The sequence below is a fragment of the Nocardia bovistercoris genome, from assembly GCF_015674855.1.
Classification (GTDB): domain Bacteria; phylum Actinomycetota; class Actinomycetes; order Mycobacteriales; family Mycobacteriaceae; genus Nocardia; species Nocardia bovistercoris.
Genome location: NZ_JADMLG010000018.1, coordinates 35016 through 53715, shown reverse-complemented (window position 1 = coordinate 53715; position 18700 = coordinate 35016). Strand labels below are relative to the sequence as shown.

Genomic DNA, 18700 nt, shown 5'->3' with positions numbered 1-18700 from the left:
CGCCCGCCCTCCGATGCGGCAGCATTCTCCCGGTGTGTGGACGAGGAATCCGCGCTTGTTTCGTCCGATTCTTCGACGCACAGCCGCGAGGCTGCGAAATGATCGGACCCATCGCTACCGCGCCCTCGATTTCCTGCCGAGGAGCGGAATTCGGGTAACTCCCGAAGCAGAAAGGCAACCGGAGGTTTTCGATATATGGGCGAGAGGTGGTTCGGCCATTACCGCCTGGAACGACTACTCGGCAGCGGCGGAACGAGCCGGGTCTGGCTCGCGCACGACACCCGCGCCGACCGGAACGTCGCGCTGAAGGTGTTCGCGACGGAATCGGCCGCCGATTCCGCGCACCGGCAGCGCTTCACCAGAGAGGCCCGCCTCGCCGCCCAGCTACGCGGCCCGCACGCCGTGGCGATCCACGACTACGGCGAATTGGAGGGCCGCCTCTACCTGGACATGGAGTTCGTCGAAGGGTTGAACGCCGCCGCCCTCCTCCGCGCGAACGGCCCACTCGCACCCGACCGCGCGGTCCGTATCGTCATACAAGCCGCTGACGCGTTGGATGCCGCGCACCACATCGGGCTGGTACATCGCGACGTCAAACCGGCGAATCTCATGGTCACACCGACCGGATTCGTCTATCTGATCGATTTCGGCACCGCGACCCATGTCGACCAGCCGCCCATCACCGCCACCGGCCACACGGTCGGCACACTCGGATATCTGGCCCCGGAACGGTTCACCGGATCCGCCGACGCCCGATCGGATCAGTACGCGCTGGCCTGCGTGCTGTTCGAATTGCTCACCGGCGGGCGGCCGTTCGGTGACAGCGATTCGCCCGAGCAGATGCACGCCCACCTCATGCGACCCCCGCCCGCGGCCAGTGCGACGGTCGCCCGGGTGCCTGCGGCGCTGGACGCGGTCATCATGCGCGGCATGGCCAAGGACCCCGACGAACGCTGGCCGAGCGCGGGAGAATTGGCGGCCGCCGCGCACGCCGCGCTGAGCGGACGGGACATGGCGGCGGTCGGTGTCGGTCACACGGTGACCGCTCGACAGACCCGGCCGACGCTGCCGAATGTGATCCGCCGCTACACGATGCCCGCGGCGAGCACTCGCGCGCCGATGCCGCAGCGGCCCTGTCTGGCGGCGGCGGCACTGCTCGGCCTGGTCGCGGTGATCGGGGGTGCGCTGTGGTTGGGCGGTCCGGAAATCATCGAGTCCGATTCGGGCACGCCGACAACCAGGCCCGACGCCCCGACCCACGTGCCGTCGCCGCCGGTCGCCGCGCCGCAGATCGCGGTGACACCGCTGGCCGAACTGCCGTGTGAACTCGACTGTGCAGGCCCGGTCGCGACACGGCTGCCGCGGCAACCCGTCGCGATCGTCCCGGACAACGCCGACCTCGCCGATCCGAAGCCACCCGGCAAGCGCAACGGGGCCGACAACGGCAAGGTGGGCACGGACAATCCCGGTAAGGGCGATGATCCCGGGAAAGGCAAGGACAAGCCGGACAAACCGAAGAAGTGAGTGTGCTCGCGGCGTCGGCGATGGTCGAGTGACGTCGTATCGGGTCGCGCCGCCGTCACCGGTCGTGGCCGATGCCGTGGCACGTTGTGCATCTATGCGGTGGACGAACCACGGCGGCGGTCCGGCCGACGGCGCGTCGAAATCCGCCGTCGGCGTGCGGATCGGCGGCGCGTTCACGGTTCGGCGACCACGATGCCGGTGGCGCGGGCGAAGGCCGGGGCGAGGTCGATCAATTGCAGCGGGGTGACGGTGGCGCCGCGCAGGGCGGTGAGTCCGTCGGCGATGTCGAGTGCGGTGGCGCCGCGCAGATCCACCGACGTGAGCGTCGCCTTGTCGAGGAGCAGACCCTCGAGGCGTGACCCGGGGAAGCTGACGGTGCGCAGGTGCGACCCCGCGAAATCGACATCGCGCAGGACGCAATCGGTGAAGACCACATCGTGCAGTTTCGCGGAACGCAGGTTGATCGAGTCGAGTTTGCAGCCTTCGAAGCGGACCCGGCGCAGCACCGCGCCGCCCGCGTCGACACCGGACAGCGCGCCCGCGACGAATTCGACGTCCTGCCACGTGGTGTCGGCGATCTCGGTGCCGATCCAGCGCACATCGCGCAGCCAGACATCGCGGAAGCGGGAGTGCCGCAGGGTTCCGCCGTGCAGCGTTACCGAGGTGAAGGCGGATTCGCCGAAGCGCGCGTTGCCGATATCGGGGTCGGTGAGCTCGAGCGCGTGCAGGTGCGCGCAGTCGTAATCGCCTTCCGGTTCCGGCGGGCCGTCCAGCGGCTCCAGGAAACGGGCATACGGCAGGTCGGCCAGATCGCCGGGCACGGGCGCTCTCCCCTCGGTCGGTGCTTGCGGGTTGGCGAATCGGCTCCAACGGTACGGGCACCCACCGACAGGTTCGACGGCGAGTCGTTAGCCTTGGAAATGGATTGACGGGTGACGTGGTTGTCCCGTATGACCCATACCACGGCCGCGGCCGATGGATGATCATCCGAGGGGACGCGATGACGCCCGGTGTAGTGAGGAGATGGCATGCCTGAGCAACGTAAGGCTGCCGTTCGCGTCGGTACGACGGGATACCGTCAGTTGGCCGCCACCGCCGCGCCGGTCGTCCGGCCCGCGGTGATCGTCGTCCTGTTGCTGGTGTCGGCCGGGCTGCTCTACGAGGCGAACCGCGCCGCGCACGAGGGCACGGGCCACGGCTGGTTCGCGGCGGTCGCGATATCCGGGCTGTTCGTGGTGCGCGGTCTGCACCTGTGCCGTCCGGTGACGGTGCAGCACGTGGTCGTCGCGGTACTCATGCTCGGCTGCGCCAATGTGGCCTACCGCGCCGAACACGCGGCGGCGGGCTTCGTGTTCCTCGCCGCCACCGGATACATGCTCATGTTGCCGCGCGGCAGCAGACCGCAACCCGAGGCCCGGCTGCGCGTCGCCGACCTGGTCTGCCGCACCGAAGGCGACCCCCTCGCCGCATTCGCCCTACATTCCGCCAAGAGCTATTTCTTCGGCGCCAACACCGCGGCCGCGCTCGGCTACCGCACCCGCTTCGGGATCGCGGTGGTCGCGGGCGACCCCATCGGCGCGCGCCCGGCCTTCCCCGCGCTCATCACCGAGTTCTCCCGCTTCGCCGCCGACCAGGGTTGGCGTGTGGCGGTACTCGGCGCGAGCCCGGAAGTGGTGGAACTCTGGCAGCGGCACGCGGGCGACCATCGCGGCCTGCGCGCGGTGCCCATCGGCCGGGACGTGGTCATCGAGGTCGACGGTTTCGCGATGGTCGGGCGCGAGTTCCGCAATCTGCGCCAAGCCGTCAGCCGCACCGCCAACGCGGGCGTCACCACCGAGATCCTGCCGGAATCGGCGCTGCCCGCACCGTTGCGCGCCGAACTCCTCGACATCGTCGACCAGTGGGGCGCGGGCCGCCAGAATCGCGGATTCTCCATGATCCTCGACCACCTGCTCGACGGCCGCCACCCCGGCATGCTCGTCATCGTGGCCCGCGACACCGACGGCCGGGTCGCCGGATTCCAGCGCTACGGCATGTCCGCCCGAGGCACCGAACTCAGCCTCGACGTGCCGTGGCGGCGCAAGGACGCGCCCAACGGCCTGGACGAACGCATGATCGTCGACCTGGTCGAGTACGCGCGCACCACCGGAATCACCCGCGTCTCCCTCGCCTTCGCCGCTTTCCCCGAACTGTTCGCCGACAAGAACCGCACGCGCGTGGGCGAACTCACCTACCGCGTCGTCCACCTCGGCGACCCACTGATCCGCCTCGAGTCCCTTTACCGCTTCCTCCGCAAATTCCACGCCCTCGCCGACGAACGTTTCGTACTCATCCGCTTCCGCGAACTCGTCCCCGCCGCCTCGGCGTTGCTCACCCTGGAATTCTTCCCCCACCGCAAGCAGTACTGAGACCTCGCGGCGGGGAGACCGCCACCGATCCGGCTCCCGCCGAGAGCGAGTCAGCGGGCAGGACCGCTGGTGTCGGTGAGGCGCCTGTTGGTGGCTGCCAGTTGTCGGGTGGTCGCGGCGGCGAGGTTCTCGACCTGTGCGTGGTCGAGGTGCGCGCAGACTCGGCCCCAGTGGATCGCTACCCGGTCACCCGGCTCAGCGTGGGTGGCGAGGGTGGGTGGGATGGGATCGAGGACGGCTCGGGTCGGTCGTGGTTCGGACAGATACAGCGAGCGCCCGTCCCAGAGTAGTTGCTGTGCGGAGACTTCCACCTCACAGTCGGTACGGGTGAGGACGGTGCCCCAGGTGATGCGGCAGCTGTCGAGGACGTGTAGTGGTTGGGGGCCGCGGCCGAGCAGGCGGGACCACGGGTAGACGGCGAAAACGTGGAAAGCGTGGTTGGGTGCGGCTTCCGGAGTGAGGTCGGCGGTGAGGTGGTGCCAGTACGGTCCGGCGACCGGGCCTATGCGCGCGAGCAGGCCGTCGAGGAAGCGTGCGCCATCGAGGTCGGCGCCCATGCCGCCGCCGAGCCAGTAGGCGCGGACCAGACGTTCGTCGAGGGGGTCGGCGATTCCGGTCATCTCGGCCATGACGGCGAGATAGGGCCAGGCGCCGGTGAATCGGTGGGCGGCGGCGCGGATTCGTTCGGGTGAGCCGGACGCGAGGGCTGTCGCGTCCGGCGGTCCGCAGTAGCCGAGATCGTTGGGGGCGTAGGCGAAGCGGGCGAAGAGGTCGGCCCCGGGGTCCGGCCTTTCCGGTGTGGGAGTCAACAGATTCGCGGAAGTTGTTCGCCCGCGGGCAGGTCGACGACTCTGGTGCCGCCGAGTGCGGTGCGGGCGACCACCATTCCGGGATGCTCGGGTACACACACTCCGATCGCGACGGATTTCGCGCCGAGCGGGTGTGCGCGCATGGCGGCCAGGACGGCGTACTCGTCGGCGGGGTCGACGAATGCGATCAGTTTGCCTTCGTTGGCGACATAGAGCGGGTCGAGGCCGAGCAGGCCGCACGCGTCGCGCACGGCGTCGGGTACGGGCAGTGCCCGTTCATCGAGCGACACACCGACTTTCGCGGTGCGGGCGATCTCGTTGAGGGTCGCCGCCACTCCGCCGCGCGTGGGATCGCGCAGGGTGTGGATGTCGGCGCCGGTGTCGAGCATGGCGGCGACCAAACCGTGCAGCGGGGCGGTGTCGCTGCACACCGTTGTCCCGAATTCGAGTCCTTCGCGGCAGCTCAGCACCGCGACGCCGTGCACTCCGATATCGCCGCTCACGATCACCACATCGCCGGGCCGCGCCCGCTGCGGCCGGATGTCGACGCCTTCGCCCACCAGTCCGATGCCCGCGGTGTTGAGGTAGATGCCGTCGCCGTGGCCGGAGTCGACCACTTTGGTGTCGCCGGTGACCAGCTTGACCTCCGCCGCCAGCGCCGCCGTGCCGACCGCTTCGGCGATCCTGGCGATCTCGGCCAGCGCGGTGCCCTCCTCGAGGATGAAGGCGGTCGACAGGACCATCGGTCTTGCGCCGGACATGGCGAGATCGTTGACGGTGCCGTTCACCGCGAGGTCCCCGATCGAACCGCCGGGGAACGTCAGCGGTTTCACCACGAAGGAGTCGGTGGAGAACGCCACGCGCACGCCGCCGAGGTCGAGTACCGCGGAGTCGCCGAGGCCCGCGTCGGCCGCGGCGCCGAACGCGGGCAGGAACAGGTGCTCGATCAGCTCGCCCGACATGGCTCCGCCGCCGCCGTGTCCCATCACGATGGTCGGCGAATCCCGCAGCGGCCGCGGGCAGACCCAGCGATCCATGTCGATGGTCGCGTCCACGGAGACACCGTCCTCACGCATGGGCCACCTCCGCGGGCAGGTCGAGCCTGCGATACAGGTAGTAGGCGGCGCACGCGCCCTCCGAGGAGACCATGGTGGCGCCCAATGGATTTCGCGGGGTGCATGTGGTGCCGAAGGCGGCGCACTCGTTGGGCTTGATGAGCCCCTGCAACACTTCGCCGGAGCGGCACACCGTGGATTCCTCGGTGTGCAGGTCGCCGACCGCGAAGCGCTGTTCGGCGTCGTAGTGTCGGTAGCGGGGCGCGAGCCGCCAGCCGCTGCGCGGTATGGTGCCGATGCCGCGCCAGCCGCGATCGGTGACCTCGAACACGTCGGCGAGCATGGCCTTGGCCGCCGCGTTGCCCTCGGCCCGCACGGCACGCGGGTAGGCGTTCTCGACTTCGTGCCTGCCCTGCTCCAACTGCAGGACGGTGCGGCGGATGCCTTCGAGGATGTCGAGCGGTTCGAAACCGGTCACCACCATCGGCACCCGGTATTTCTCGGCCAGCGGCGGATATTCCTCGGTGCCCATCACGCTGCACACGTGGCCCGCGGCGAGGAAGCCCTGCACCCGGCATTGCGGCGATTCCATGATGGCGGCGATGGCGGGCGGCACCAGCACGTGCGAGACCAGCAACGAGAAGTTCTCGATGCCGCGTTTGCGCGCCTGGTAGACCGTCATCGCGTTGGCGGGCGCGGTGGTCTCGAATCCGATGCCGAAGAACACCACCTGCCGGTCGGGGTTCTGCGCGGCGATGGTGAGCGCGTCCAGCGGCGAGTACACCACGCGCACGTCGCCGCCCTCACTCTTCACTCGGAACAGGTCGCGCTCGCTGCCCGGCACCCGCAGCATGTCGCCGAAGGAACAGAAGATCACGCCGGGCCGCGCGGCGATCTCGAGCGCCTTGTCGATGATCTCGAGCGGTGTCACGCACACCGGGCAGCCCGGCCCGTGGATCATCTCGATCCGGTCGGGCAGTAGCTGGTCGATACCGTGGCGGATGATCGAATGTGTCTGTCCGCCGCAGACTTCCATGATGGACCAGCGTCGGGTGGTGACGGCGCGGATCTCCTCGATCAGGCGCCGCGCCGATTCCGGATTGCTGAATTCGTCGAGATATCTCATGACCGCACCTCCGGGTCGTCGTCGGAATCCGCGGCGCGGGTCGCCGTGGGATCGGGAAGTCCGGATTGTTCGGCGGCCAAGGCGAAGCCGTCGCCGAATTCCTCCTTCAGCACGCCGAGATGTTCGAATTCGGCGAGGGTGCGCCGCGCGGACTCCTCGTCGAGACGCTGGATGGCGAAGCCGACGTGCACCACGACGTAGTCGCCGATCTCGGCGTCGGGAATGTATTCCAGGCACACGTCCTTGTGGACGCCGCCGAAGTCGACGACCGACATCAGCGTGCCGTCGCGCTGTTCGAGGCTGAGCACTTTCCCCGGAACCGCAAGACACATCGTTGTCTCCTTCCACTCATTCCGCGTTGCCCGCGAGCAGTTGCCCGAACGCGAGGCCGCCGTCGTTGGGCGGTATCCGCCGGTGGCACAGCACTCGAACGCCTCTGTCGCGCAACAGGTTCTCGGCGGTCGACAGCAGTAGCGCGTTCTGGAACACTCCGCCCGACAGCGCGACCGCGACGGTGCCGTCGGCGTAGTCGGTCGCGAGTTCGGCGACGAGTTCGGCCACCGCGCGGTGGAAGCGCGCGCCGATCACCGCGGCCGCGACACCGGATCGGGCGTCGGCGACCACCGCCGCGAGTACCGGTCCGGGGTCGATGACGGCCGGGTCGCGGGCGCGGTCGAGGGCGAACCGGTAGCGGGTGTCGCCGGGGTCGCCGCCGCGCGCGAGTCCTTCGAGTTCGATGGCCGCCTGCGCCTCGTAGTCCACGTCGTGGCGCACGCCCGCCAGCGAGGACACCGCGTCGAAGAGCCGTCCCATACTGGAGGTGGGCGTGCAGCCGAGGCCGGTGCGGAACTGGTGGGCAAGCACCGATCGTTCTCGCTCCGGGCAGGCGCGCACCGAGGCGATGTCCTCGGTCCAGTCCAGGCCCGCGGCCCACAGGTGCGCCAGTGCCATCCGATACGGCCTGCGCACGCTGACGTCCCCGCCCGCCAGCGGCACGTAACGCAGGTGGGCGAGCCGCCGGTAGCCCTTGTAGCCCGCCGCCAACGCTTCGCCGCCCCAGATCGCGCCGTCGGGACCGAAACCCGTTCCATCGAAGGCGATTCCGAGGACGGTGTCGGCGGCGCCGAGTCCGTGTTCGCCCATCACGGCCGCGAGGTGGGCGTGGTGGTGTTGTACGGTGCGCACCGGTCGGTCGCCTGCGTTGGCGCGCGCCCACATCGCCGAGCGGTAACCGGGGTGGGCGTCGGCGATCAGGTGCACGGGGTGCACGTCGGTCAGCGCCGACAGGTGCGCGGTCGCGTCGTCGAAGGCGCGCAGGGTGGCCAGATCGTCCATGTCGCCGATGTGCTGGCTCAGCCACGCGTAGCGGCCCTCGCCGACCGCGCAGGTGTTCTTGAGATCCGCGCCCACCGCGAGCGTCGGCGGCACCGGCACGGGCAGCGCCAACGGCAGCGGGGCATAGCCGCGGGAGCGACGCACCGGAACCTCCGCGCCGTCGACGAGGCGCACCACCGAGTCGTCGCACGGGACGAGGATGCGGCGGTCGTTGGCCAGCCATCCGTCGGCGAGATCGGCCAATGCGGTGGCCGCGTCGGCGTCGTCGTAGCAGATCGGTTCGCCGCCGCGATTTCCCGAGGTCATCACGAGTACCTGCGGACCGGGTTCGTCGCCGGGTAATCCGAAGAGCAGCAGGTGCAGCGGGGTGTAGGCGAGCATGACGCCGAGGTCGGGAATGCCGGGCGCCACCGCCGGCGCGAGCGCGTTGCCGACGCGGGCGAGCAGCACGATGGGGCGTTGCGGGCCGCCGAGCAGGCAGGCGGCGGCGGCGTCGAGTTCGGCGATGGCGCCCGCGTGCGCGAGGTCGGGCACCATGACCGCGAAAGGCTTGGCGCCGCGGCGTTTACGGGCACGCAGCCGTGCCACCGCGGACTCGTCGGTGGCATCGCAGGCCAAGTGGTAGCCGCCGATTCCTTTGACGGCCAGAATTCCGCCCGCGCGCAACAGGTCTCGCGCGGCGGTCAGCGGTGCGCCCGCGCCGGGACCGGTGTAGGACAGGCGGGGGCCGCAGTCCGGGCAGCAGATCGGCTGGGCGTGGAAGCGTCGATCGGACGGGTCGGCGTATTCGGCCGCGCAACGTTCGCACATCGGGAAATCGGCCATCGACGTGCGGTCCCGGTCGTAGGGCATGGCGGCGATGATGGTGAAGCGCGGGCCGCAGTTGGTGCAGTTGACGAAGGGGTGGCGGTAGCGGCGGTCGGCGGGGTCGCGCAGTTCGGCGGCGCAGTCGTCGCAGATCGCCACGTCGGGTGCGGCGAAGGTGCGGCCGCCGCCCGCGCGCGCGGTGTCGGCGATGCGGAATCCGGTGCCGCCGCGCACCGGGACGGCGGTCTCCTCGATCGAGTCGAGCACCGCGAGCGGCGGCGGACATTCGCGCAGTCGACGGCCGAATTCCTCGAGATCATTCGGCGCGCCCTCGATTTCGAGGATCACGCCGCGACTGTCGTTGCGCACCTGCCCGGTCAGCGACAGCTCGGCGGCGGTGGTGTAGACGAAAGGACGGAAGCCGACGCCCTGGACCACGCCGCGGATCAGCAGCCTGCGTCGCGATCGGGGCGCGGTCATGTCGGCTCACCCCGCCCGAGCAGCCGCAGCCCGTCCAGCGCAGTCTTGGCCCCGGCTTCGTCGGTCTTCTCCACCGCGAAACCCATGTGGATCACGATCCAGTCGCCGGGGCGGGCCGGATCGTCCTCGAGCAGACCGATGTTCACGCGCCGCCGCGCGCCCTCGACGTCGACGAGCGCGACCTGATCGTGGTATCCGTCGAGGACTTCCACGACCCGACCCGGTATGCCCAGACACATGTCACACCTCTTCCGGCGCGGCCGCGAGCAGTTCGGCGAGCACGTCCGCGACCGCCGTCGTCGCCGCGTCCACCGCGGCGGCGACCCGGTCCGACAGCCCGATGCCCTCCTCGACGCACGCGACCTGGCAGCCGACCACGATGGTCGGTGGCACCGTCCCGCCGAGTGCGCGCACCCCGGCGAAGACAGCGGCCGGATCCATGGCGTGCGCGTCCAAGCCGGTCGCTTCCGCGGTGTCGGGATCGGCGCGCAGCACCTCGACCCGGCCCGCCGCGCCCCGATTCGGCAGCGCGTCGACCAGGATCAGCGCCCGCCACGGCTCGAGCAGGTCGTAGGCCAGGTGCATGCCGCGAATGCCGTAGTCGCGCAGGCACACCCGTTCGTCGTACTCGTGCGGCAGCCGCGCGAGCACCTCGGGACCGAAACCGTCGTCGCCGAGGAAGATATTGCCGATCCCGGCGACCAGCAGCTGCCCGGTCGCCATCTCACATGCGGCGGATCTTCAGGTACCGCCGGACGTCGGGCAGCGAGCGAACGCCGACGATCACGCCCGCCGCCGCTCCTGCCAGGACCACACAGACCGCGATCACCCCTACTGTCTCCATGGCGGACCTACCTTTCTTCTCGGGCGCCGTCGAGCGGCTCGATTTCCTCGGGAGCGAAGTACAGATAGCGGCCGTACCATTCGTGCAGCTCCGCGGCCGGATCGTCCTCGACGACCACGCCGATGTGGGTCGCGCCGTCCACGTCCTGGTGCACGGTGACCACCCTGGCGGTCCTGCCGTCGTAGAACAGGTCGTGGGCGTCGGCGCGGCGCGCGGGCCGCAGTCGGACCCGGCTGCCTCGGCGCACCAGCGTGCCGCCGACCGCGACCGCATCGGACTCAGGGCGCACGGCGGCATCGGCATCGGGATCCCACCAGTCGGTTCCGATGGGCACCTCGGGCAGGACCCCCGGGTCGCCGCGATGCGGATCGCGCAGCACACCGTGCAGGCGGCCGAGTGTGTCGGGATCGAGGGCGTCGCAGGCGTCGATGATGCGCGCGGCGCGCGGGTCGGTGGCGCGGGCGACGACCTTCTCCTCGTCGGTCATGGTGATGACGCGAAGAGTGAGGATCTCGTCGATCTCGGTCGAGTCGTAGAGCGCCATCTCGCTCTGCTCGGCGATCTCGGGATGGTCGTAGAGGATGATCGGGGAGATCAGCATGAGCCGGTATTCGCCGGGCGGGCCTGCCAGCACGGGGAAGCAGCGATCCTGGGTGCACCCGGCGACCGCCGCCATCGCCTCGTCCGGCGGGTCGATGAGCGAGATGAACTGTCCCGCCGCGACTTCGGCGAGTACGTGGGCGCCGATGAAGGACCGGGCGATGGCATCGTCCTTGTCGGTCGCCGCCGTGCCGGTATTGCGGACCATGATGCTCATCTTCCGCGCTCCGGGCGCGGGCTCGACGCGCACCTCCAGTTCGCCGGTCAACGGCAGACGGGTGCGCAACACGCGACCGGCGTGCGCGCCGTCGGGCTCGAGAAGTTCCTCGGTGTCCGTGCCGCCCGGTATCGAGAGCGTGAACACCCCCGCCGCCAACGGCATCGGCCCGACGGTGACCTCGCGTTCCACCGCCTCGTCCCAGCCGATCCAGGTGCGGCCGTTGACGACGAGCTCGGCGCACGGGTCGCCGTTCGTGTCCTCGAGTCGACGCCGCTGGAGTTGCAGGAAGCGGACGGTGAGGGCCAGGCCCGACGCCTCCGTGGCGTCGAGCAGGCACTGCGCGCGCAGTTCCGGATCCTCCCCCAGTCCCGCGGCGGCCGAGCCGGGTGGGCCGAGCACGCCGAACTGCCATCTGGTCTGGTTCTTGCGCGCGTTCGCACGGTACGGATACAGCAGATAGCCCTCGTAGAGCACCGCGTCGGCGACCGCGCGTGCCCTGGCGCGCGCCGTCTCGATCCCGATCCGCGCGCGGGTCACCTGGACTCCTCGGCGGTCGATTCGGCCAGCAGCCGCCGCACCGCGGAGTCGAAGTCGAGCAGTCCGTGCCCGGATTTGTAGTCGGCGAGCGCGTCGATGGTCGGGCGGTCGAGTCGCAGCCATCCCGCGTCCGGGAAATGCGCGGCCACCAGCTCGCGCCACACCGACACCGGCATCTCGTAGCGGTCCTCGCGGTCCCACGGAATCTGCTGCACGGTGAATCCGCCCGCTCCCTTGGTGAATACGGTGCCGCTGAACAGGAACAGCAGCGGGACCACGCCGTCGCGCAGCGCGTGCAGGTATTTCGACGCGCTCACCTCGAAGTCGTAGGTGCACGGCAGCGGCAGGTCGACCTCGGTGCCGCCGTGGAATCCGGGGACCGTGGTCGCGCAGTGCAGCCACGGGAACGAGCGCTGGGTGTCGCGCCAGCGCTGTCGCGGGCCGAACAGGTCGAGCAGACCCGCGCCTTCCTCGTCGGTGTAGGGGCGACGTTGCGGTTCGATACGCACCTGGGCGCGTAGGACCACCGCGTGCACGGGATCCTCGCTCACGGTGGCGATGCCGACGCGCGCGGACAGGATCGGGGTCGCCGCGTAGGGCTGCGGCGCCAGGTCGAGGACCGCGAACGTCGTCGCGTATGCCGGGCTCATCGGCGGGCCGTCCGTGCTCGCGCGGCGCTCTCGGTGAAGAATTCGTCGAGGTAGCGGTGCACGTCGCTGCCGCCGTCGAAACCGCGCCACAGCATGCGCATGCGTCCGACGAACTCGTAGCAGGCGTCGATGGGCAGCAGCAGGCACCTGGCGTGCGCGGTGCCGCGTTCGGGGACCCGGATCATCAGCGCCTCCACATCGGCGAGCGCGACATCCAGGTCGGGGTGGGCGTCGAGCAGGGCGCGCCAACGGTCGAGCGGCAGTTCGGATTCGGTGGCGCCCGCCGGACCGGGATAGAACGCGACCGGGCGACCGAGCGCGGAGTTGACGAAGAAGAACGCCAAACCCACCGGGATGTCGAGGGCGTCCCACTCGCCCTGCGCGATCGAGAAGTCCGGGAACGCGAGGTACCGGTCGGGCACCGAGCGGTAGCGCAGCGCCGCACGGTGGTCGGTGAACAGCAGATAGCAGCCGCGGCACACGCACATCAGTTGCCGCCCTTCGACATCGACGACGTGGCGATGATCGTCGGCGATGGATTCCGCGCACATCTCGCACCGCTCACCCGCGACCGGCGCGCGTTCCGCGGTGATCCTGCGCAGGACTCGAAGCGGTGAACTCACCCGACCACCTCCGCGGGCACCGCGACGGAAAGCCGACCCGCGCGCGGCAGCACCGGCAGCGGATCGAGATGGGCGTCGCCGTCCAAGCCCGCGCCCGCGTGGACGACGTCGAATCGCTTGTGGCACAACGGACAACGCAGTATCGCGGCTCCGGCTGCCGAGTGCAGTGTCGCGCCCGCCAAGGACCGGTCGCAGGCGCCGCAGCGGTCGAGATAGACGAAAACGGAATCACCGACGCGGCACGCGATGACGGCCGTGCCCGCGACGGTGAAGCCGCCGACCTCCCCCGGTCCGAGTTCACCCAGTTCCGGCGTCGCGATCCAACTGCCGCCGTGCGGCGCGCCGGGATCGGCGTGCACGCGCGCGAGCAGCGTATCGGCCGGGATCAGACCGGGGTCGGTCCGCGCCGCGACGACGTCGATCGATTCGATCTCCGGCGCGGCGGCTCGTACCGCCTCCTCGACGGCCAGTTCCAAGGTCACCGAGGAGGAGGGACAACTGCGGCAGTTGCCTGCCAGTTCCAGGTGCACGACGCCGTCGGCGACGTCGAGCAGGGTCACGTCGCCGCCGTGCGAGCCGAGATACGGGCGGACGCTGTCGAGTGCGCCCGCGACCCTGGTGCGCAGGTCGTGCGGGTGCAGGCCGTGTACCAGTAGCAGGCTGGCGACCAGATCGTCGCGGGTCAGCGCTTCCACGGTCGCGGGGTCGAGGGTGTCGAGGATGCGGCGCAGGCCCGCACCGTAGAGGTCGACCACCTCGCGCACCAATAGTTCCGCGCGTTCACGGGCTACCACGCCGCCCGCGGAACTCGCGTCGAGCAGGGTCTCTATGCGCTCGCCCGCGCCGCGCCAGTGGTCCTCGCCCGCGTCGTCGCGGTCCCTCGCCGCCCCGGCCGTCACCGCCCCGGCCATCGCCTACTCCGGGATCGCCGTCTGCGTCGGGCTGTGCACGGTTTCCAGCGTCATGCCCTTGCCCAGGTACATGTGCACACCGCAGGGCAGGCACGGATCGAAACTGCGCACGGTGCGCATGATGTCGATGCCCTTGAAATTCTCCCGATCGTTCTCCTCGAAGATCGGCTGGCCCTGCACGGCGTCCTCGTAGGGGCCGGGCGTGCCGAGGCTGTCGCGCGGGTTGGCATTCCACGGCGTCGGCGGATACGGGTGGTAGTTCGCGATCTTGCCGTCCCTGATCACCATGTGGTGCGAGAGCACGCCGCGCACCGCCTCGGTGAATCCGCATCCGATGCCTTCGTCGGGCACCTCGAATTTCTCCCAGGTCGCGGTGCGGCCCGCGCGGATCTCCGTGAGCGCCTGCTCCGCGAAATGCAGGGCGCAGGCCGCGGCATAGGCCTGGAAGTAGGTGCGGGCGCGGTCACGCTCGATGGTGTTGCTGCCGTATTCGGGAATCTTCCACTCGAACGAGACCGGACCTTTCAGCGCGGTCTTGGGCAGGTTGATCTGCACGCTGTGCCCGGTGGATTTCACGTAGCCGATATCGACCAGTCCGGCCAGCGCCGTCGACCACAACCGCGCCAGCGGACCGCCGCCGGTGTCGAGCGCGAGATGATCGACGCCGTCGAACCAGCGCGGCGACATCACCCAGCTGTATTTGTCGTCCATATCCCGTTTCTGCGGATGGGGATTGGTGTGTTGATTCCACGGGTGCCTGCGATCGATCGGATTGCCGAGCGGATCGCGCGTCACGAACATCTCCTGGTCGGTCCAGTCGTCGTAATACGAACTGCCGAGCAGGATTCGGATGCCGAGATTGATGTCGACCAGGGAGGTGGTGACGAGGCGGCCGTCCACGACCACACCGGGCGTGACGAACATCCGCCGACCCCAGTCCTCCATGTCCCGATACGCGAAATTACACACCTCCGGATCCTGGAACGAACCCCAGCACCCGAGCAGCGTGCGCCGCAGCCCGACCTTCTCGTATCCGGGTATCGCCTCGTAGAAGAAGTCGAACAGGTCGTCGTGCATGGGCACGACCTTCTTCATGAATTCGACGTAGCGCATGAGCCGGGTCATGTAGTCGGTCATCAACTGGATGGTCGCGACCGTGCCGACGCCGCCGGGATACAGCGTCGACGGATGGACGTGCCTGCCCTCCATGAGGCAGAACATCTCGCGGGTGTAGCGGCTGACCTGCAGCGCCTCGCGATAGAAATCGCCGGTGAACGGGTTGAGCGCCCGCATGATGTCGGCGATCGTGCGGTGGCCGTGCGCGTCGGAATGCGGGGCGAGGGTGTGCTCGGCGCGGGCGAGTACGGCGGGATTGGTCTCCGAGACCATCTTCTCGCAGAAGTCGACGCCGACCAGATTCTCCTGGAATATGTTGTGGTCGAACATGTATTCGGCGGCCTCGCCGAGGTTGACGATCCATTCACCCAGATGCGGCGGTTTCACCCCGTAGGCCATGTTCTGGCAATAGCAGGAACAGGTCGCGTGGTTGTCACCGCAGATGCCGCAGATGCGGCTGGTGATGAAATGCGCGTCGCGCGGATCCTTGCCCTTCATGAACAGCGAATAGCCGCGGAAGATCGAGGACGTGCTGTGGCATTCCACGACCTCGCGGTTCTCGAAATCGATCTTCGTGTAGATGCCGAGACTGCCCACGATGCGGGTGATGGGGTCCCAGGACATCTCGACGAGAGCGTCGGGGTCGATCTGTTTGTGCGACGGCTGAGGAATTATGGCAGTCATCGACGATCCTCCTACCAGGTTCGAGTCGCGCCGGTTTCCAGCCGCTCGCCCTTGTGCCGCCAGCGCGGCTCCTTGTCGACAGTGCGCTCGGTGATGTGCCGCAGACCGCGGACCACCGAACCGTAGAGACCGGACGCGGTCGACGAGATCTTCCCGCCCGGCGGCTCGTCCATGAACGGCATGAACTTGTCCGGGAATCCCGGCATGGTGCAGCCGATGCAGATGCCGCCGACATTCGGGCAGCCGCCGACGCCGTTGATCCAGCCGCGTTTTGGCACATTGCATTTCACGACCGGACCCCAGCAGCCCAGCTTCACGATGCATTTCGGCGAACCGTATTCGGTGGCGAAATCGCCCTCCTCGTAATAGCCCGCCCGATCGCAGCCCTCGTGCACGGTCGCGCCGAACAGCCATTTCGGCCGCAGCGCCTCGTCCAGCGGAATCATCGGCGCCTGCCCGGTCGCCATGTAGAGCAGATAGGTCAGCGTCTCGGAGAGATTGTCGGGATGGATCGGGCAGCCGGGCACGCAGACGATCGGGATGTCGGCCTTGCTGCGCCACTGCCAGCCCAGATAGTCCGGGACGCCCATCGCGCCGGTGGGATTCCCCGCCATCGCGTGGATGCCGCCGTAGGTGGCGCAGGTGCCCACCGCGACCACCGCGGTCGCCTTGGGGGCGAGGCGGTCCAGCCACGCGCTCGTGGTCATCGGCTGACCGGTCGCCGGATCGTTGCCGAAACCGCACCAATAGCCGTCTTCGTGGAGTTTCTCGTTCGGGATCGAGCCCTCGACCACCAGCACGAACGGTTCGAGTTCACCGCGATCGGCCTTGAAGAACCATTCGAGGAAGTCGTCGGCTCCCCCGGCCGGGCCGCATTCGAAATCGATCAGCGGCCAGTGGACGGCGATCTTCGGTAGTCCGGGGAGCGCGCCGAGCGCTATCTCCTCGATACTGGGCTGGGTGGCCGCCGTCAGCGCCACCGAGTCACCGTCGCAACTGAGGCCCGCATTGATCCAGAGCACGTGAATCAAAGTCTCTTCGGCCTGTACTGCTTCCTGTGTTGGCATCGCCGCCACTTCCTGAAGCCGAAATTGTCACCGAATGTGATACGGATCACGTCAGTTTAGGTCTGTCGTGAAAGATCATCAATAGCGGTGCGATTGCCCGACCGGTTCTCGGAGCGCAGCCAGTCGTACCAGAGTCCCGAACCTTCGCCGGTCGTCGCCGAAATCGGAATGATCTCGATGCCCGGATTCACCGAATCGGCATACTCCCGGAATCGGGTCGAATCGAAATCGACATAGGGCAGCAGATCGATCTTGTTGACCAGCACCACGCGCGCCGCCGCGAACATGTGCGGATATTTCAGCGGTTTGTCCGCGCCCTCGGTCACCGAGATCACCACCACCTTGTCGCGCTCGCCCAGGTCGAACAGCGCCGGACACACCAGATTGCCGACGTTCTCGATGAACAGCAGGGTTCCCGGCTCGGGATTCAGCGCGTCCAGCGCCCGCGCCATCATCTCGGCGTCCAGATGACAGCCCGCGCCGGTGTTGACCTGCACCACCGGGCGGCCGGTGGCGCGGATGCGCTCGGCGTCGAGCACGGTCTCCTGGTCGCCCTCGACCACGGCGGTGGGAACGTCGGCCAGATCGCGGATCGTGCGCTCGAGCAGCGTCGTCTTGCCCGCCCCGGGGGAACTGGTCATGTTCAGGGCGAGGATGTCGAGCCGCGCGAGTCGTTCCCGATTGCGTTGCGCCGCTTCGTCGTTCTTGGCGAGCACTTTCTGCTCGAGGGTGACGGTCTCGGTGCCGTCGTGTCCGTCACCGTGACGGTGTTCGCCGTGCGAGTGGTCCGCGTGCGAGTGACCGCCGTCGTGAGTGTGTCCGCCTTCTCGCACATGTTCGCCGTCATGTGAGTGGCCACCGTGTGCGTGCGCACGGCCCATCGCGATCACGGCCGCGCTGTCGTCTCCACATCCGCAGGTTGCGCACATTCCGTACTCACCTCCATCGATCGGATTCGAAGTTCGCGCCCCGATCGGACCGTGACGTCCGCGCCGTCGCAGTGCGGGCACAGCAGAATCGGAACAGCCAGTGCGAAATCCAGCTCGCACGCTCGGCAGTGCGCCGAACCGGGCACCTCCGTGATCTCGAGGCGCGCCCCCTGCGCGAGAGTCCCTTCGGCGGCGAGTTCGAAACAGAACCGCATCGCGTCGGGCACCACCGCGCACAACTGACCGACCTCGACGGTGACACTGTGCACCGCGCGGCCATCGGCGTGTTCGCACACCGCTTCGACGACGCTCTGCGTGATCGCCATCTCGTGCATCGCGGGCCTCGATTCGCCGAGAAGCACCTCCTCCTTCGAAGCTACTCCCCGGCAACCGTGCGCGGCGCGGGTTGGGTGGAGTCGCCTCGTGACCGGCCCGGACCGGGAGCAGCCTTCGCGAGAGCCGCCCCCGGTCCGCGCGTCAGCCGCGTTGCGCCGCCGCCAGCTTCCGCACCTCGGCGAAGCGCACGACCTCTCCGCCCGCGCCCCACGTGCCCTCGGGCTGTTCGCGCAGCAATACCCACACCCGCAGACCATCGGCCTCGGCGAGTCCGGTGGCACTCAGCACATCGGCGGTCACCTGCTTGACCAGACCGGCCTTGCGCTCGTCGTTCAGCCCGCCTTCGGGCACCGTCACGTCGACCCGGAAGCGCGGCAGCTCGTCCTCGGCGCTGCCGAACGCACCCTCGGGCACCTCGTCGATCAGGCACCAGGCCAGCGCACGGAAGAACGGGGTGTCGGGGGCGCCCTCCCAGTGCATGAGCGTGGCGGCGAGGGTCTTGCGCAGGGTGCCGCGCGCCTCGGCGGTGAGGATGCCTGCGGGCAGTGTCAGTTGGATGATCGGCATTGTCGACTCCTTGTTATAACGACTGTTATACGAGAGGGACGGTACGCTATGACAGTCGTCATGATCAAGGGA

The 18700-nt window shown here is 68.8% G+C and carries 20 protein-coding genes; 2 read left to right on the top strand and 18 right to left on the bottom strand.

The genetic code is table 11. The annotated features are described in order from the left end of the window. The first annotated feature begins 195 nt into the window (after positions 1-195). Positions 196-1524: a serine/threonine-protein kinase gene (locus IT779_RS31630; protein WP_196153145.1), complete on the top strand. Its 1329-nt coding sequence runs from the start codon at positions 196-198 to the stop codon at positions 1522-1524. A 173-nt stretch (positions 1525-1697) separates the two neighbouring features. Here the strand turns inward: IT779_RS31630 and IT779_RS31625 are convergent, their stop codons facing one another. Beyond that, positions 1698-2345, bottom strand: a complete 648-nt coding sequence (locus IT779_RS31625; RefSeq protein WP_196153144.1) for a pentapeptide repeat-containing protein — start codon at positions 2343-2345, stop codon at positions 1698-1700. A 207-nt stretch (positions 2346-2552) separates the two neighbouring features. Here IT779_RS31625 and IT779_RS31620 point away from each other — a divergent pair, with 207 nt between their 5' ends. Continuing rightward, positions 2553-3932: a bifunctional lysylphosphatidylglycerol flippase/synthetase MprF gene (locus IT779_RS31620; RefSeq protein WP_196153143.1), complete on the top strand. Its 1380-nt coding sequence runs from the start codon at positions 2553-2555 to the stop codon at positions 3930-3932. Between the two features lie 50 nt (positions 3933-3982). Here IT779_RS31620 and IT779_RS31615 read toward each other — a convergent pair whose 3' ends face one another. The 17 genes from IT779_RS31615 to IT779_RS31540 all read right to left on the bottom strand — a co-directional run bounded on the left by IT779_RS31615 (position 3983) and on the right by IT779_RS31540 (position 18628). Then, positions 3983-4741 (bottom strand): DUF6390 family protein, encoded by a 759-nt coding sequence (locus IT779_RS31615; protein ID WP_196153142.1) that lies wholly within the window; start codon positions 4739-4741, stop codon positions 3983-3985. Then, a complete protein-coding gene (hypE, locus tag IT779_RS31610) occupies positions 4738-5817 on the bottom strand; it encodes a hydrogenase expression/formation protein HypE (RefSeq protein ID WP_196153141.1) in 1080 nt (359 codons plus the stop codon). The genes IT779_RS31615 and hypE overlap by 4 nt, the downstream gene beginning before the upstream one ends. Continuing rightward, positions 5810-6922: a hydrogenase formation protein HypD gene (gene hypD / locus IT779_RS31605; protein ID WP_196153140.1), complete on the bottom strand. Its 1113-nt coding sequence runs from the start codon at positions 6920-6922 to the stop codon at positions 5810-5812. Before hypD ends, hypE begins: the two co-directional genes overlap by 8 nt. Next, positions 6919-7254 carry a HypC/HybG/HupF family hydrogenase formation chaperone gene (locus IT779_RS31600; RefSeq protein WP_196153139.1) on the bottom strand — a complete coding sequence of 112 codons (336 nt, stop codon included), beginning with the start codon at positions 7252-7254 and terminating at the stop codon, positions 6919-6921. Before IT779_RS31600 ends, hypD begins: the two co-directional genes overlap by 4 nt. A 16-nt stretch (positions 7255-7270) precedes the next feature. Further along, a complete protein-coding gene (gene hypF, locus IT779_RS31595) occupies positions 7271-9544 on the bottom strand; it encodes a carbamoyltransferase HypF (protein ID WP_196153138.1) in 2274 nt (757 codons plus the stop codon). Next, entirely contained in the window at positions 9541-9783 is a 243-nt protein-coding gene (locus IT779_RS31590) for a HypC/HybG/HupF family hydrogenase formation chaperone (protein ID WP_196153137.1), read from the bottom strand. Before IT779_RS31590 ends, hypF begins: the two co-directional genes overlap by 4 nt. A gap of 1 nt (position 9784) precedes the next feature. Further along, entirely contained in the window at positions 9785-10267 is a 483-nt protein-coding gene (locus IT779_RS31585) for a hydrogenase maturation protease (protein ID WP_196153136.1), read from the bottom strand. 1 nt (position 10268) lies between these two features. Further along, positions 10269-10388 (bottom strand): DUF6893 family small protein, encoded by a 120-nt coding sequence (locus IT779_RS39145; protein ID WP_408637812.1) that lies wholly within the window; start codon positions 10386-10388, stop codon positions 10269-10271. A 7-nt stretch (positions 10389-10395) separates the two neighbouring features. Further along, positions 10396-11745, bottom strand: a complete 1350-nt coding sequence (locus IT779_RS31580; RefSeq protein WP_332839058.1) for a hypothetical protein — start codon at positions 11743-11745, stop codon at positions 10396-10398. Beyond that, entirely contained in the window at positions 11742-12395 is a 654-nt protein-coding gene (locus tag IT779_RS31575; RefSeq protein ID WP_196153135.1) for a DUF6084 family protein, read from the bottom strand. The genes IT779_RS31580 and IT779_RS31575 overlap by 4 nt, the downstream gene beginning before the upstream one ends. Then, the gene (locus IT779_RS31570) at positions 12392-13018 is read right to left on the bottom strand and encodes a DUF5947 family protein (RefSeq protein WP_196153134.1); all 627 of its coding nucleotides are present in this window, start codon (positions 13016-13018) and stop codon (positions 12392-12394) included. Before IT779_RS31570 ends, IT779_RS31575 begins: the two co-directional genes overlap by 4 nt. Then, on the bottom strand, positions 13015-13929 hold the full coding sequence (locus IT779_RS31565) for a NifU family protein (protein WP_196153133.1): 915 nt from the start codon (positions 13927-13929) through the stop codon (positions 13015-13017). The genes IT779_RS31570 and IT779_RS31565 overlap by 4 nt, the downstream gene beginning before the upstream one ends. A gap of 3 nt (positions 13930-13932) precedes the next feature. After that, positions 13933-15729 (bottom strand): nickel-dependent hydrogenase large subunit, encoded by a 1797-nt coding sequence (locus tag IT779_RS31560; RefSeq protein ID WP_196153132.1) that lies wholly within the window; start codon positions 15727-15729, stop codon positions 13933-13935. Positions 15730-15740: 11 nt separating this feature from the next. Continuing rightward, complete coding sequence (locus IT779_RS31555) at positions 15741-16796, bottom strand: NADH-quinone oxidoreductase subunit B family protein (protein ID WP_196153131.1); 1056 nt, start codon at positions 16794-16796, stop codon at positions 15741-15743. A gap of 56 nt (positions 16797-16852) precedes the next feature. Then, positions 16853-17725, bottom strand: a complete 873-nt coding sequence (gene hypB / locus IT779_RS31550) for a hydrogenase nickel incorporation protein HypB (protein ID WP_196153130.1) — start codon at positions 17723-17725, stop codon at positions 16853-16855. Then, entirely contained in the window at positions 17683-18060 is a 378-nt protein-coding gene (hypA, locus tag IT779_RS31545) for a hydrogenase maturation nickel metallochaperone HypA (protein ID WP_196153221.1), read from the bottom strand. Before hypA ends, hypB begins: the two co-directional genes overlap by 43 nt. Positions 18061-18202: 142 nt before the next feature. Next, positions 18203-18628 (bottom strand): tautomerase family protein, encoded by a 426-nt coding sequence (locus IT779_RS31540; protein WP_196153129.1) that lies wholly within the window; start codon positions 18626-18628, stop codon positions 18203-18205. Between the last annotated feature and the right edge of the window lie 72 nt (positions 18629-18700).